The sequence below is a fragment of the Mitsuaria sp. WAJ17 genome, from assembly GCF_014174515.1.
Classification (GTDB): domain Bacteria; phylum Pseudomonadota; class Gammaproteobacteria; order Burkholderiales; family Burkholderiaceae_C; genus Roseateles_B.
Map to the genome: position 1 here is coordinate 133,533 of NZ_JACJUG010000004.1, position 13,794 is coordinate 147,326.

The following is a 13,794-nucleotide window of genomic DNA, read 5'->3' on the forward strand; positions in this document are numbered from 1 at the left end:
TCCTTCAGGCCAGGGTGCGGGCGGCTTCGGCCACGGCGGCGCGGATACGGGCATAGGTGCCGCAGCGGCAGATGTTGCCGGCCATGGCGGAGTCGATCTCGGCGGCCGTGGGCTGCTTGCCCTTGGGCAGGCTCTTGAGGAAGGCGGTAGCGGTCATGATCTGGCCGCTCTGGCAATAGCCGCACTGGGCCACGTCGTGCTTGACCCACGCGGCATGCACGGCGCTGCCCACGCGGTCACCGCCAGCTGTGACGGCCTCGATGGTGGTGACTGGCTTGCCTTCGACGGCGGAAACGGGCGTCACGCAGGCGCGCACGCCCTGGCCATCCACATGCACGGTACAGGCGCCGCACAGCGCGGCGCCGCAGCCGAACTTGCTGCCGCACAGGCCCAGGCTGTCACGCAGGGCCCAGAGGACCGGGGTGCTGGGGTCGATGTCGAGCTGGTGCTCGCGGCCGTTGACGAGGAGCTGGGGCATGACTTCGGGTCTCCGCGGTTGGAAGAAAGGGGGTCACCGGAATCCGTACTGCGGCGCGCAAGGCGGATGGGCGGACGTGTCAGCCGCTGAATGTAGGCCCTTCCCTGCGCCACGGATAGCCCAGCCGCACTTGCTGCACTGTCAAGAAAAGCTTGCCAATCAAGCGATAGGCCGGAGGTGCTGACGCCGGCCCTGGAGCTCCAGGCGTGCCAGTTCCTGCTCGCCGAGCACGTAGTCGCTGTTGCCGCTCAGGCGCTCGATGGCGAGATCGATGAAGGCCCGCACCCGCGCCGGCTGAGCCACGCGGCTGCCCCAGTAGATGTGCAGGCCGTACTGGTCCGCCGTGTGCGCCGCCAGCACGGGCACGAGCCGGCCCGCACGCAGATGGGCGGCCGCCATGATGCCGCTGAGCTGGCCGATCACGCGCCCCGCCAGGACAGCCTCCATCTCCAGCCCCTCCTCGTTGGTACAGAAGGCGGGCAGGACCTCCTGCTCCACCGTGTTGCCGTCCACCTTGACATGCCAGGGCAGCAGGCGCCCGGTAGAGGGGTGGCGGAAGCCGCTGCAGCGGTGCCCGGCCAGCTCCGCGAGGGTCGAGGGCGCGCCGTGGCGCTTCAGGTAGGCCGGAGCGGCGCAGAGGATCAGCTGCAGGGCGAATAGCCTGCGGGCGATGACGCCGTCCGCCGGCGCGGAGCCCACTCGAAAGCCCACGTCCACCCGGTCCTCGACCCAGTTGCCGATGCGGTCGTCCAGCTGCACATCGGGCTGGGCGTCAGGATGGCGGCGGCAGAACTCGTCCACCAGGGCCCCGATGACGGGCTGGAAACTGGAGCGCGGCCCCACGATGCGCAGCGGGCCGGCCACCTCGTCCCTTGCCTGGCGCACCACCTGGAAGGCGCGCTCCAGCCCCTGCAGGGCCGGCAGGGCGGCGTCCATGAAGAGCCGCCCCTCGTCCGTCAGCGACATATTGCGCGTGGTGCGGTGAAAGAGCCGCGCGCCCAGCTTCTGCTCCAACTGGGCCAGGGCCTGGCTGGCCGCCTGCGGGCTGATGCCCTCGGCGGCGGCGGCGCGGCGCAGGCTGCCCAGCTCGGCGGTCTTGACGAAGAGTTTGAGGTTGCGCAGCTCGCTCTGGGACATGGGGCGGACGCCTCCGACTGAAGTTGGATCAAGACGGCTGGGCACAGATTATCAAGCCGGACTTGCCAATGTCGGCCCCCACGGGCAGCGCCTGCCCCTCAGGCCCGCCCTTCCAGCATGCGCTGCGCCACCTGGCGCCAGCGGGGATCCGGCGCCCGCGTGTCCTCCTGCCAGCAGGCATGCACACCCTTGATCACGTGCTCGTCGTCCTGGGCCAGGGCGGCGCGGTGCAAGGCCGGCCAGGCCTCTTCCGCGAACGCCGGCAGCGCGTCCTGCCATTGCAGGCGGCCGGCCATCCAGCCGGCCACGGTCGCGCGATCCAAGGCGGCGACCAGGGGCTGCTGGTCCACCGAGGCCGGCAGCAGGGGCCGCAGCACCCGCAGCGCGCGCAGGCCCGTGATCAGGTGAAGCACCGTGAAGTTGCGGCTGTGCAGATAGGCCTCGCGGGCCACTTCCAGCAGCTGCTCGCGCCGCTGCCCAAGGCCCGAGGCCGGTGCCAGGCGCTCGGCCAGGCCGGCGTAGAGCGGCGTTTCGCTGGCGCTGCGCATGCGGTAGATGATCATGGGCAGCTCGCTGCGCCAGTCCTTCGTGTGGCTGCGCAGGGCCTGCGTCCAGTCGGCGGGCGCCATCGCGGCCCCGCCCACATTGCCGGACGGCAGCAGTTCCCACCAGGCGGCCCAGGTGGCCAGGGCGGCGGCCAGCTCGCCGGGATGGGCGCTCTCCCAGGCATGCGCCGTACGGATCAGGCCGTGGAAGGCGAAGGCATGCGGCGAGCGCAGCAGGCCCTCCAGGTGCGAGCCCAGCACTTGGGCGGCAGGCTGGCGGGCCAGCAGGGCCGCGAAGTAGGCCTGCAGCCAGGGGAAGTCCTCAGGCTGGCCGCGACGCTGCAGCCACTCATCCGCCCCCGCGGTACCCGCCATCCGCCGCTGGACCGCGCGCAGGGCCGAGGCCTGCTGCGCTTGCGTGGCGGGCCCAGCGAGCGCCAGCTTGGGGCGCTCATGCTCGAGCAGCGCCTGCAGGCGCGGGGCGTCCGCCCCCATCTCCCAGGCGGCATGCAAGGCCATTGGCAAGTGGTTGCTCATGGCGCCGTCGAAGGCTGGCCCGAAGGCCAGCGCCTCGTCCAGGCCCCGGTGGAGCAAGCCCTGGGACCCGGCCTTGGGCCCTGCCGCCCGGCTCGGCAGGGGGGATCCTGCAGCCAAGTCGTCGCCCAGGCGCTGCGCCCAGTTCTGGAATGCATGGTTCAGCACATCGTCCATCGTCGTTCTCCTCATTGCTTCACGGCACGATGGGCGGATACTGCAAGTTCAAGTTAACTTGAAGTCAAGCACTCATTTCATCCTCACTCCCTCTTCCAGGAACTGCCATGAGCGCTGCCTCCTCCGCCCTGCTGCCCATCGGTGACTTCGCCCGCCGTGCCGGCGTCGCCGCCAGCGCCCTGCGCTTCTACGAGGAGCAGGGCCTGCTGACGAGCCACCGCAGCGCCTCGGGCCGCCGTCAGTTCGCGCGCAGCGACCTGCGTCGCGTGGCCTTCATCCGCGCTGCGCAGCAGGTGGGCCTGAGCCTGGACCAGATCCGCGCCGCGCTGGCCAGCCTGCCGGACGCCCGCACACCCAATGCGCGCGACTGGGAACGCCTCTCGCGCGCCTGGCAGCCCCTGCTGGCGGCGCGCATCGCGGAGCTGCAGCAGTTGCAGGACACCCTCGCCTCCTGCATCGGTTGCGGATGCCTCTCGCTCAGCAAGTGCAAGCTCTACAACCCGCAGGACGCGGCCGCTCGGCGCGGCGCGGGGGCGCGCTACTGGATGGGGGACCGGTCCGGCGAGGTGCTGGCAGAAGCGGCAGAAGCGGCGGAAACCGACCTGGCCGCCGCAGGTGGGCGGGGCCAGGCGGGCTGATGCCGCCCTGATGACAGCAGCGCCAGGCCCGCCTATCCTTGCGGCCGAGCCGGCCGGGCCGGCCGGTTCGCTGGCATTTCGGGGTCAGGTCTTGCCGGCCCTGCCATGAAGACGCCAGGCAGCCGGGAGCGACACATGGACTTCTGCGGATTCAGCACATCGCGGGTGACGGTCGGCGAGATCGACATCGCCTGCTGCGTCGGTGGCTCGGGCCCGCCGCTGCTGCTGCTGCATGGCTTTCCCCAGACCCGCGCCATGTGGGCCCGCATCGCGCCTCAGCTGGCCCGGCACTACACCGTGGTAACCGCCGACCTACGGGGCTACGGAGACTCCAGCAAGCCACGAAGGCGCCCCGACAACGCCAACTACTCGTTCCGCGCCATGGCCAACGACCAGCTCGGCCTGATGCGCCGCCTGGGCTTCGAGCGCTTCCACCTGGTCGGCCATGACCGCGGCGGGCGCACCGCTCACCGCATGGCGCTGGACCATCCGGAAGCGGTGCGCTCGCTGACAGTCATGGACATCGTGCCGACCCTGGCCATGTTCATGGACACCCGCCACCAGGTCGCGGCCGCCTACTGGCACTGGTACTTCCTCCAGCAGCCAGAGCCCTTCCCCGAGCGCCTCATCGGCCAGGACCCCGACTACTTCTACGAGACCTGCCTGCTGGGCTGGGGCAAGGCGCAGCTGGGCGACTTCGACCCGGCGCAGCTCGCCGACTACCGCCGGTGCTGGCGGGACCCCGGCATGATCCACGGCTCGTGCTCGGACTACCGCGCCGCGGCCACGGTGGACCTGGCCCTGGACCAGGTGGACGCCGGGCGGCTTGTCGAATGTCCGACCCTGGTCTTCTACGGTGCGGGCGGGGTGATGAATGCGCTCTTCGACATCCCCGCGGAGTGGCGCAAGCGCTGCCGCGAGGTGCACACGGCAACGCTGCCCGGCGGCCACTTCTTCGCGGACCATCTGCCCGACGAGACGGCCGCCGAGCTGCTGCGCTTCCTGGGCGGCCTTGGCGCGTCCTGAGGCGGGCTCTGTTGCCGCTGGAGGTGCCCGCCGCCACAGCAGAGGCGCCGCGCTGCTCGGCAACGCTGTCAGCAGGCCGACCATGAAGGGCGAGGCCACGGCACCGGGTCCCCTCAGTCCCTTCAGTCCCTTCAGTCCCTTCAGTCCACTCTCGTGCATCCCTGTCGTGGGATGGTGATGAGACCCGCCGCCGGGGCAGGAATGCAGGGGGGGACGGCGCCGGCCGCATGAGATCGCCATCGCGAGGCAGGGCCTGCCCTCTGCGCCCGCGCCTCCTGCGGTCAACCGGGCGGGCGCCGAGGCGTTCAGGAATGACCACCGGCCCGACAGCGCCGGCATCGCAAGGACACCCCATCATGACCACGATGACCCTCACCTTCACCGGCACCCCCGGCCAGGCCCGCAAGGCCCTGGTTGAGCTGCTGCAGCGCTACCGCTCGGCCTACTTCGTCGAGCGCAGCAGCCAGGAGTACCTGGTGACCGCCGACGAGCGCACCGCGCACGAGCTGGCCGCCCAGGCCCAGTGGTCCGTCCGGCCCGCGCCGGAACCGGTGCGCTGATCCCGAAGGCAGCGGCCGCGCCGCCCCTCGCCGCCCGCCCCGGCCATCCAGGCAAGTCCCGACGGTGCGGATCGAGCCTCGGTGATAGCGTCTGTGCTGCGCAGCCGGAAGACCGGACTGCGCGCGACAAGCGCATCGGAGGCAAGCATGGTTTGGAATTGGTTGAAATCGACCGGCCGGGCGGCGGCAGTGCTGCTCGCACTGCCTGCGCAGGCCGCGCAGGACGATTCCCTGGCGCACGCCCGGCAGCCGGCACTGTCCTTCATCAGCTTCCCCTCGCCCAATCTGGCGGCGCCCGGCACGACGCTGACCATCCAGGGCAAGCTGAGCCTGCCGGCGCACGCTGGCCGGGGCGCCGGCCACGGCCATCGCAAGTTGCCCGCCGTGCTCATCCTGCATGGCTCGGCGGGCATCGATGCCCGCGGTGACTTCTACGAGGCCGCACTCAACGCGGCCGGGATCGCCACCCTTCAGATCGACATGTGGCAGGCACGGGGCGTCACCACGGCCGTCCAGCGCCCCAACGCGCCGGTGCTGACCTACCCGGACGCCTTCTCGGCCCTGGCCTACCTGGCCCAGCGGCCGGAGATCGATGGCACCCGCGTCGGCGTGCTGGGCTTCTCCTGGGGCGGCCTGGTGAGCCTGGGAGCAGCCGAGCGCCTGTATGCCGGGCGGTTCGGCGGCGGTCGCACTTTCAAGGCGCATGTCGCGCACTACCCCGTCTGCTATGCCTGGAACAACACGGCCCTGCTGGCCACGCTGAACACCACGCCCGCGCAGTTCGGTGTGCAGTGGCTCAACCTCACCGGCGCGCCCGTGATGATCCAGATCGGCAGCAGGGACGACTACGACAAGGGCAGCGCCGCCTGCCAAGCGCTGGCGCAGTCGGCCAATGCCAGCAACGGCAACGTCGTCAGCGTCAACAGCTACCCCGGCGCCACCCATGGCTGGGACCGCCTGATGGTGCCCATGACCGTGACGGACCCCTACGCCGACCAGGGCAGCTACTTCCGCACCGGCGTGCTGCCCAGCGTGCAGTTCACACCCGATGCAGAGCAGGCCTGGCTGGCGCGTTCCCGGGTGGTGCGCTTCTTCGAGCGGCAGCTCTAGGCCCGCACCGCCTGCCGGCGCCGACGGGCGCCTTCAGATCGGAACGCTGCCCGTGCAGCCCAGGGCTGCGAGAGCCCCGGCGCCTTCATCACCCGGTTCCGGCAGCGCATGGACCTGGCGCCCACAGCCTGGCGGGTCCGCGCTGTCAGGGCGCTGAGGCACCCTGCCCTCTGCGCAAGACCTGGCACTGCACCTCGCCGGGGGCAAAGGCGGCGATCAGCGCGTCCATCAGATGCTCGGCCTTGGCGCTGTTGTCCGCCCCGTAGTTGCAGACGTAGACATCCAGCGTCACCCCGCCCAGCTCCGGCCAGGTGTGGATGGCCAGGTGGGACTCCGCGAGCAACACCACGCCGGTGATGCCGCTGGGCTCGCCCGCCACGGCCGGCGTGAAGCGATGGAAGAGCTCGGCGACGGCGCCCAGACCGGCCTCGGCCACCGCCGCCACGCAGCGGTGGCGCAGGGCGGCGGGGTCGGTCATCAAGGCCTGCGCGGGATCGCAGCCACGCAGATCGGCAGTGAGGTGCAGCCCTTGCATCAGTCCGGGTCCTGTTCTTTCGGCGATGGATGCGGCGATTGTCGCGGAGAGTTCGCGTGCGGCCGATCGTCACCGCCCCGGGCAGCGTGCAGGGGATGAAGCGATTGTGGTGCTGCCCCTCCCGCCGCTCGATCCGCAGGACACCGTTCAGACCGGCCAGCGCCACGCTCCCGGAGTCGGGGACGACGGTGACGACGAGCAGGAACGCCAGGGCACTCTGCTCGACGTCCATCGCTCCGGTGATGCTGCGGCCTCGTGCGGCCGCGCCTGCACGACTTCGGGTCCGGCCCAGGCCGCCTGTGACAGGCCACACAGCATCAGCGCCAGTCCGCAGGCCGACTTGCGGACAGCCGAGATCCCCAGGGCGCCCGACCGGGTCGAGGCGAATGCGCGGCATCATTGACCCGGCCGGCGCACCCTGCCCTTCCCCAACGCTCACCTGGTGTTCGACCGGGGATGCGCGGCCGTCCATGGCGTGATGCGGCGCGTCTTCGAGCCTCGGCTGGCGGGCCGTGGCCGCGTGCTGGGCCCTCGCTTGCGGCCACTCCTGGCCGGCCCTGTGGCCGGGCTCACGGACCGGGTGCTGTCCACCGAAACGCTCTGGGGCCGCTCCAGCGTCGCCGTCGAGCCCCTCGTGCCGGACGCCGAAGATGCGGCATCGATGTGCGCCCAGGCGCAAGCCATCCGGCGGCCCCTGATCCAGCAGGCCCGGCGGCCCGAAGCCCTGGCCGAGCAAGCGATGACCATCACGGCAGCGGAACAGGGGCCGGTCAGCGTCAACGCCTTGGCGCAGATCCTGGGCATGAGCGAACGGCAGCTGCAGCGGCTCTTCCGGCCTCATGTGGGCGTGCCGCCCAAGCGGGTGGCCCAGCGTTTCAGGCTGCAGGAAGCGGTGCACCGGCTGTCATCACAGGAGGCAGCCGAGCTGGCCACTCTCGCCTCGTCGCTGGGCTTCTTCGACCAGGCGCACTTCAGGTGCGAGTTCAACCGGCTGATCGGACGGTCATCGGCCAGCTATCGCCGGGCGCGGACGTCGGCGGGCTGACCCGCCCGCGCCGCCGGCTCAGCCGCCCGTCACCGGCGGGAAAAACGCCACCTCGGCCCCGGCCGGGATGGCGGCGGTCTCCTTGGCCAGCTGCTGGTTCAGGGCGCAGCGCACGGCGCGCGTGCGGGCCAGCGCGCTGGCATGGGGCTCGCCGCGTGCCAGCAAGGCGTCGCGCAGTTGGCCCAGGGTCTGGCCTTCCTGCCAGGGCAGGGTCTCCTGCTCACCCAGGGCCTCGCGAAGCGAAGCGAAGTAGCGGACGGTGATGGAGCTCATTGCAGCGCGCAGAAGGGAATGAAGCGCACAGTATCGCCGGCCTGGATGGGCGTGCTTGGCGCTACGTCAACGAGACCGTCACCCCAGACCGCTGAGCTCAGCACGCCCGAGCCCTGGTTGGCGAAGAGGTCCAGGCCGCCCTGGGCATTGAGCCGGGCGCGTAGGAACTCGCGGCGCTTGTCGGCCCGTGGCCAGTCGAAGTCGGCGCGCAGGGGCCAGGCCTTGGGAGCCAGCTCGGCAGCGCCCTGCAGCTTCAGGATCACTGGGCGCACGGTCAGCATGAAGGTCACGAAGCTGGCCACGGGATTGCCCGGCAGGCCCATGAACCAGGCCTGGCGGCCGGCCTGGCCCGGTCGGTGCACCGCGCCGAAGGCCAGGGGCTTGCCGGGCTTCACGGCCATTTGCCAGAGGTCCAGCTGCCCTTCGGCCTGGACGGCGGGACGCAGATGGTCTTCCTCGCCCACGGACACACCGCCCGAGGTGAGGATCAGGTCCGCGCGGCTCGCCGCGGCGCGCAGCGCGGCGCGCGTGGCGTCCAGGGTGTCGGGCACGATGCCCAGGTCCTGCACCTCGCAGCCCAGTTGCTGCAGCAGGCCGCGCAGGGTGAAGCGGTTGCTGTTGTAGATGGCGCCGGGCTTGAGCGGCTCGCCGGGCATGGCCAGTTCGTCGCCCGTCGAGAACAGGGCCACGCGCACGCGGCGGGCCACGCTCAGCGAGGCCGCGCCCACCGTGGCGGCCAGGCCCAGGGCGGCCGGGTCCAGACGATGGCCGGCGGCCAGCACCACGCTGCCGGCCTGCACGTCCTCGCCACGACGGCGGATGGCCGCACCTGCAGCGGGGCGTTCGAGCACGCGCACCGAGCCCAGGCCCTCGCCGGGGATGGCCTCGCAGTGTTCCTGCATCTGCACGGCGTCCGCGCCGGCGGGCACGGGCGCGCCAGTGAAGATACGCGCCGCGGTACCGGGCTGCAGGGCCTCCGGCACGCTGCCGGCAGGCACGCGCTGGCTCACGGGCAGCGCGGTGCCGTCAGCAGGCAGCTCGGACAGGCGCAGGGCGTAGCCGTCCATGGCGCTGTTGTCGTGCGGGGGCACGTCCAGCTGCGAGCGCACCTCGGCGGCCAGCACGCGGCCCAGGGCATCGAAGGTGGAGAGGGTCTCCGTCTCACCCAGGGGCTGGACGGTGGACAGCAGGCGGGCCAGGGCCTCGTCGAGACTCAGCAGCGGCTTGCGGGCGGGCGTGGGGGAAGCGGTGTCAGCGGACATGGGCATCAATGTAATCCTTCACGCGCTGCACATCGGCCGGCATCAGCTGGACGCGCTTGGGCAGGGCCTCGATGCCCTGGAGGTGCGCGGGCCGCGGCGGCTCCTCGCCCAGGGCTTCAACGATGGTGGCGGCGAACTTGGCAGGCAGCGCCGTCTCCAGCACCAGCATGGGGATGCCGTCCTGGCGCCAGGCCTTCGCGACCTTGAGGCCGTCGGCCGTGTGCGTGTCCACGATGACGCCGTACTGCTGCTGCGTGGCGCGGATGGTGGCCAGGCGGTCAGCGTGGCTGCTGGAGCCGGAGACGAAGCCGTAGCCCGTGATGGCCGCCTTCTCGGCGGCTCCGATCTCGAAGCGGCCCTCGCGCTCCAGGGCGTCCTTGAACAGGGCCTTCACGCGGGTGCCGTCGCGGCCCAGCAGGTCGAAGACGAAGCGCTCGAAGTTGCTGGCCTTGGAGATGTCCATGGAGGGGCTGGAGGTCTCGTGCGTCTCGGCGCTGCCGCGCGGGCGGTAGACGCCGGTGCGGAAGAACTCGTCCAGCACGTCATTCTCGTTGGTGGCCACCACCAGGCGCTCGATGGGCAGGCCCATCATGCGGGCCACATGGCCAGCGCAGACGTTGCCGAAGTTGCCGGAGGGGACGCAGAAGCTGACCTTCTCGGCGTTCGACTTCGTGGCGTAGAAATAGCCCGCAAAGTAATAGACCACCTGCGCCAGCAGCCGCGCCCAGTTGATCGAGTTGACCGTGCCAATGCGGTGCTCGCGCTTGAAGGCCAGGTCGTTGGAGACGGCCTTGACGATGTCCTGGCAGTCATCAAACACGCCCTCGACGGCGATGTTGTGGATGTTGGCGTCCTGCAGGCTGAACATCTGGGCCTGCTGGAAGGGGCTCATGCGGCCGTGGGGCGAGAGCATGAACACACGCACGCCGGCCTTGCCGCGCATGGCGTACTCGGCCGCGCTGCCGGTGTCACCGCTGGTGGCGCCGAGGATGTTGAGGGTCTCGCCGCGGCGCTTGAGTTCATACTCGAAGAGCTGGCCCAGCAGCTGCATGGCCATGTCCTTGAAGGCCAGCGTGGGGCCGTTGGACAGGGCCTGCAGGGCCAGCCCCGGTTCCAGGGGCTTGAGCGGGGTGATCTCCGGCGTGCCGAAGACCTCGGCCGTGTAGGTGCGGGCGCAGAGGGCGCGCAGCTCATCGGCCGGGATGTCGTCGATGAAGAGCGAGAGGATCTCGAAGGCCAGCTCGTGGTAGGCCAGGCCGCGCCAGCGCGTCAGCGTGGCGGCATCGACCTGCGGGTAGTGCACGGGCAGGTAGAGCCCGCCGTCCGGCGCCAGGCCTTCCAGCAGGATTTCGCAGAATCGGCGCTCGGTCTTGTCGCCACGGGTGCTGATGTATTTCACTTGCTTGAGCTTCCAGCTTGAGGTTGAGGGGGTGGGACGTCCGCCTGCGCCGGGGGCGCCGCGGACCTCGCATTCGACAGGGCCCATCGCTGCTGCAGGCGCTCGTAGCGATCGGCGCCGGGATAACGGGCGCGCAGGGCGGCGAGAATCCGGCCGGCCTCCTCGCGGTAGGCCTGGGCCCGGGGGCCGGGCAGCGCGGCGGCATCGAGCAGGGTGGAGGCGAGGTCCGCCTCGAGCTCGGGCGCGGCGCCGCCTAGCGCCAGCTGCGCGCGGCTGTGGGCAAGACGCTCGGGCAGGCCGCCCTGCTGCTCGATGAGCTGGCGGCGCAGGGTCAGGGCTTCTTCATAGGCCTCGGCACCGCGCGCCCAGTCGCCCTGCGCCTCGGCCACGCGGCCGATGTTGTCCAGCGCGTCGGACAGGTCGCGCAGCCCCTCCGGGCTGTCGCCCAAGCGCCGGGCGAGCAACTGCCGCAGGGACAGGCTTTCCTCGTAGACGGCACCGGCGCGGTACCAGTCGCCCTGGGCCTGCGCCGCGTGGCCCGCACGGTCCAGGGCCAGGGCCAGGGCGCGCAGGCTGTCCGGTGTCTCGCCCAGGCGGCTGGCCAGCTTTCGATGCACGCCCAGGCTGTCCTCGGCCGCGCTGGCAGCGCGATGCCAATCGCCCAGGACCTGAGCCACGCGACTGAGATGGTCCAGCGCCGCGGCCAGCTCCTGCAGGGCGGCGGCCGTCTCGCCCAGGCGGTGCAGTAGCTCGCGGCAGATGGCCACGCGCGCCTCGCCCAGGGGCAGGGCCAGCTGCGGGCGGCCGAGCTGCAGCAGGGCCCGCTCCTGGCCTTCCAGGGCGGCGCACAGCTCGCGGCTGGTCGCGATGTCCAGCAGGCCTCGGCCCTGTGCACTACGGCGCCGGGCCAGATCGACCCATTGATCCGCCAGCTCCAGCGCCTCCTCGGCACGGCCCTGCCGCAGCAAGGCGTCCTGGCAGGCCAGGCTGTCCTTCACGCCGAAAGCCAGCAGGGCTTCGTCGGCCAGGTCCAGCTGTTCGATGGTCCGGCCGGCCAGCAGGCCTTGCCAGCGCTGCAACCAGAGGTCCGCGGCGGCACCGGACAGGGCGCCCGACAAGTGGCCAGGGCCAGGCGCGGCGACAGAAGATGGCGCCGGCTCCGCAGCGGGCATGGGCATGGGACGGACATCAGGCAAGACCTGACCCTTGCGTCCCCCCGCGGCTTCTCCGGGCAGGCTCAGACCCAGGCTGCGCACATGCCACAGGTCCGGCGCCTGGCCGGCGGCGCTGCGTTGCGCACCTTCGGGCAGCACCAGCACCAGCGTGCCCGCCAGCTCGGCCTCCAGGCGGCCGCGGCGCTCGTTCAGCCGGCTCAGCAGCTCGCCGCGGGCCTGCTCCCAGGCGGGCTCGCCTGCGCCGCGCTGCGCCTCCAGCCAGACCAGCCGGGGCGGTGGCTCAGTGCCGAGGCTGTCGAACAGCGCGGTGATGCTGCGCTCGGCAAAGCCCGCGGGCTGGCGCTCGGACAGCACCATCCAGGGCCAGCCCCGGTCAGCCATCCATCCCGCCAGACGGGCCTTGAACGGCGCCAGCACCGCCGGGTCGGACACGAACAGCACGATGTAGCCAAAGCCCTGCAACTGGCCCACGCGGCGGACCAGGCGGGACCAGGCCGCCTCGGCGGGGGCGTTGAAGGACTCAGTTGCCACGGTCGTGGCCGGCCGCCGCGGGCTGCCAGCGTGCGATGAGATCCCAGAGCAAGGGATTCAGATCCAGCCAGTCCACGCCGTTGCGGTAGTTCAGCACGGCGCGGACATCGAAGAAGTGCGCCACGGTGGACAGCTCGTCGCGATGGCGCAGATCCAGGGCGTTCTGCTCGGCGATGCCCTTGAGCAGGGGGTATTCGTCCTGCACCACCAGGCTCTCGAACTCCACGCGATGGCGCTGCACCACGGTAAGCAGGATGGGGTCGTCCTCGCCCAGGGGCAGGCGCTCCAGCGCGAATGCTGCCTCGTCCAGGGTGTCCAGCAACAGGCGGCGCAGCAGCTGGCGGAGGTCTCCGCCAGAGGTGAGGATCAGGCGGTCCAGCGCGGGCTCGCTGAGCAGCTCGCGCCAGCGCGGGCAGCGGCGCTCGACCACCTGGCGCATGGCGTCCAGCCCGCCCGCCCGCGGCGCGCGCCGGGCCCTGGCCGGTGGCTCGCAGACCCGCACCGAGGCCAGCATGAAAAGCTGGACCAGGGCCTTGATGTTGGTGAGATAGGGCAGGTAGGGTGGCACCGAATACACCATGTGCAGCCCCGGCACGCGCAGCTGGTTCATGTCGCCGTCGAAGACCTTGACCACGCGGTCGAACATCTCCGAGGCCTCCTTGCCGATGCCGCGCAGGCGCTCGAGGGAGTCCACCATCAGCACGATCTTGGGCGCCTGCCAGCGCCGCTGCACAGCCTCGGCCATCTGCCCGATGTGCTGGCGGCACTCGGCCATCACGCGCTCCTGGCGGGAGAGGTCGAAGGTGCGCAGGCGCTGCACGATGCTCTGCTGCTGCTTCTTGAACTCGGCCTTGACCCCGCCCAGGGTGACACCGGTGATCTCCACCTCGGCCCCCAGCCAGTGGGTGAAGCGCTGCAGGGGGCTCTCGCGGGGGTCCTGGTCCAAGCCCAGGGCGTCGGGCTGGCTGAGGCGGTCGGCGAAGGCGGCCGCGATCACCAGCAGCAGGTCCAGGGTGTCGATGGGGTGGGTGTCGCCGATGTAGTCCAGCGCGTCGATGATGTAGGCGCGCGTGCCCGGCTGCCCATTGAGCAGGATCTCCAGCCGCCGCAGCTCCGTGCTCTTGCCCGTCCCGCGCTGGCCGCTGAAGTAGTAGAGCTGGGCGTCGCTGTGGCTGCGCCGGATCGCCCGGTCCAGCAGCGCGACCACGTCCTCGGCCCCGGTGCCATGCAGATTGGGCACGTAGTAGCCGCTCTGTGTCGAGAGCGCACCGGGATCGTTGGCCAGCAGCGCGGAGAAGTCATCCAGCAGCTGGCCCGGATCGCTTGGAGTCATCGCGGCATATCCGGCGGACGGTGGCTGGGCGAGGCG

At 71.2% G+C, this 13,794-nt stretch carries 14 protein-coding genes; 5 read left to right on the forward strand and 9 right to left on the reverse strand.

Annotated features, from left to right (window positions below; all coding sequences use genetic code 11):
* Positions 1 to 4: 4 nt before the first annotated feature.
* From H5407_RS04955 to H5407_RS04965, 3 genes are all read right to left on the reverse strand, one after another.
* A complete protein-coding gene (locus H5407_RS04955) occupies positions 5 to 478 on the reverse strand; it encodes a (2Fe-2S)-binding protein (protein ID WP_183103321.1) in 474 nt (157 codons plus the stop codon).
* 159 nt (positions 479 to 637) lie between these two features.
* Entirely contained in the window at positions 638 to 1,615 is a 978-nt protein-coding gene (locus H5407_RS04960; protein WP_183103322.1) for a LysR family transcriptional regulator, read from the reverse strand.
* 98 nt (positions 1,616 to 1,713) lie between these two features.
* Positions 1,714 to 2,871 carry a questin oxidase family protein gene (locus H5407_RS04965; RefSeq protein WP_183103323.1) on the reverse strand — a complete coding sequence of 386 codons (1,158 nt, stop codon included), beginning with the start codon at positions 2,869 to 2,871 and terminating at the stop codon, positions 1,714 to 1,716.
* A gap of 107 nt (positions 2,872 to 2,978) precedes the next feature.
* Here H5407_RS04965 and soxR point away from each other — a divergent pair, with 107 nt between their 5' ends.
* The 4 genes from soxR to H5407_RS04985 all read left to right on the forward strand — a co-directional run bounded on the left by soxR (position 2,979) and on the right by H5407_RS04985 (position 6,205).
* Positions 2,979 to 3,509 carry a redox-sensitive transcriptional activator SoxR gene (gene soxR / locus H5407_RS04970; protein ID WP_183103324.1) on the forward strand — a complete coding sequence of 177 codons (531 nt, stop codon included), beginning with the start codon at positions 2,979 to 2,981 and terminating at the stop codon, positions 3,507 to 3,509.
* A gap of 135 nt (positions 3,510 to 3,644) precedes the next feature.
* A complete protein-coding gene (locus tag H5407_RS04975; RefSeq protein ID WP_183103325.1) occupies positions 3,645 to 4,535 on the forward strand; it encodes an alpha/beta fold hydrolase in 891 nt (296 codons plus the stop codon).
* A gap of 356 nt (positions 4,536 to 4,891) precedes the next feature.
* On the forward strand, positions 4,892 to 5,095 hold the full coding sequence (locus H5407_RS04980) for a hypothetical protein (protein ID WP_183103326.1): 204 nt from the start codon (positions 4,892 to 4,894) through the stop codon (positions 5,093 to 5,095).
* 147 nt (positions 5,096 to 5,242) lie between these two features.
* Positions 5,243 to 6,205 (forward strand): dienelactone hydrolase family protein, encoded by a 963-nt coding sequence (locus H5407_RS04985; RefSeq protein WP_183103327.1) that lies wholly within the window; start codon positions 5,243 to 5,245, stop codon positions 6,203 to 6,205.
* A 145-nt stretch (positions 6,206 to 6,350) separates the two neighbouring features.
* Here H5407_RS04985 and speD read toward each other — a convergent pair whose 3' ends face one another.
* On the reverse strand, positions 6,351 to 6,740 hold the full coding sequence (speD, locus tag H5407_RS04990; protein WP_183103328.1) for an adenosylmethionine decarboxylase: 390 nt from the start codon (positions 6,738 to 6,740) through the stop codon (positions 6,351 to 6,353).
* Positions 6,741 to 7,182: 442 nt separating this feature from the next.
* Here speD and H5407_RS24645 point away from each other — a divergent pair, with 442 nt between their 5' ends.
* Positions 7,183 to 7,785, forward strand: a complete 603-nt coding sequence (locus H5407_RS24645) for a helix-turn-helix domain-containing protein (protein ID WP_183103329.1) — start codon at positions 7,183 to 7,185, stop codon at positions 7,783 to 7,785.
* An 18-nt stretch (positions 7,786 to 7,803) separates the two neighbouring features.
* Here H5407_RS24645 and moaD read toward each other — a convergent pair whose 3' ends face one another.
* From moaD to H5407_RS05020, 5 genes are read right to left on the reverse strand one after another with little or no spacing between them, the layout of a single operon-like run.
* Positions 7,804 to 8,058 carry a molybdopterin converting factor subunit 1 gene (moaD, locus tag H5407_RS05000; RefSeq protein ID WP_183103330.1) on the reverse strand — a complete coding sequence of 85 codons (255 nt, stop codon included), beginning with the start codon at positions 8,056 to 8,058 and terminating at the stop codon, positions 7,804 to 7,806.
* Positions 8,055 to 9,320 (reverse strand): gephyrin-like molybdotransferase Glp, encoded by a 1,266-nt coding sequence (glp, locus tag H5407_RS05005; RefSeq protein WP_183103331.1) that lies wholly within the window; start codon positions 9,318 to 9,320, stop codon positions 8,055 to 8,057. Before glp ends, moaD begins: the two co-directional genes overlap by 4 nt.
* Positions 9,310 to 10,719, reverse strand: coding sequence for a threonine synthase (gene thrC / locus H5407_RS05010; RefSeq protein WP_183103332.1), 1,410 nt, complete (start codon positions 10,717 to 10,719; stop codon positions 9,310 to 9,312). Before thrC ends, glp begins: the two co-directional genes overlap by 11 nt.
* The gene (locus tag H5407_RS05015) at positions 10,716 to 12,425 is read right to left on the reverse strand and encodes a hypothetical protein (protein ID WP_183103333.1); all 1,710 of its coding nucleotides are present in this window, start codon (positions 12,423 to 12,425) and stop codon (positions 10,716 to 10,718) included. Before H5407_RS05015 ends, thrC begins: the two co-directional genes overlap by 4 nt.
* Positions 12,415 to 13,758, reverse strand: coding sequence for a hypothetical protein (locus H5407_RS05020; protein WP_183103334.1), 1,344 nt, complete (start codon positions 13,756 to 13,758; stop codon positions 12,415 to 12,417). Before H5407_RS05020 ends, H5407_RS05015 begins: the two co-directional genes overlap by 11 nt.
* Between the last annotated feature and the right edge of the window lie 36 nt (positions 13,759 to 13,794).

Coding starts and splice junctions, on each gene's coding strand:
- H5407_RS04980 (WP_183103326.1), top strand. CDS start 4,892: ATGACCACGATGACCCTCACCTTCACCGGCACCCCCGGCCAGGCCCGC.
- H5407_RS04955 (WP_183103321.1), bottom strand. CDS start 478: ATGCCCCAGCTCCTCGTCAACGGCCGCGAGCACCAGCTCGACATCGAC.
- H5407_RS04985 (WP_183103327.1), top strand. CDS start 5,243: ATGGTTTGGAATTGGTTGAAATCGACCGGCCGGGCGGCGGCAGTGCTG.
- H5407_RS04975 (WP_183103325.1), top strand. CDS start 3,645: ATGGACTTCTGCGGATTCAGCACATCGCGGGTGACGGTCGGCGAGATC.
- H5407_RS04960 (WP_183103322.1), bottom strand. CDS start 1,615: ATGTCCCAGAGCGAGCTGCGCAACCTCAAACTCTTCGTCAAGACCGCC.
- glp (WP_183103331.1), bottom strand. CDS start 9,320: ATGTCCGCTGACACCGCTTCCCCCACGCCCGCCCGCAAGCCGCTGCTG.
- H5407_RS04965 (WP_183103323.1), bottom strand. CDS start 2,871: ATGGACGATGTGCTGAACCATGCATTCCAGAACTGGGCGCAGCGCCTG.
- soxR (WP_183103324.1), top strand. CDS start 2,979: ATGAGCGCTGCCTCCTCCGCCCTGCTGCCCATCGGTGACTTCGCCCGC.
- H5407_RS05020 (WP_183103334.1), bottom strand. CDS start 13,758: ATGACTCCAAGCGATCCGGGCCAGCTGCTGGATGACTTCTCCGCGCTG.
- moaD (WP_183103330.1), bottom strand. CDS start 8,058: ATGAGCTCCATCACCGTCCGCTACTTCGCTTCGCTTCGCGAGGCCCTG.
- speD (WP_183103328.1), bottom strand. CDS start 6,740: ATGCAAGGGCTGCACCTCACTGCCGATCTGCGTGGCTGCGATCCCGCG.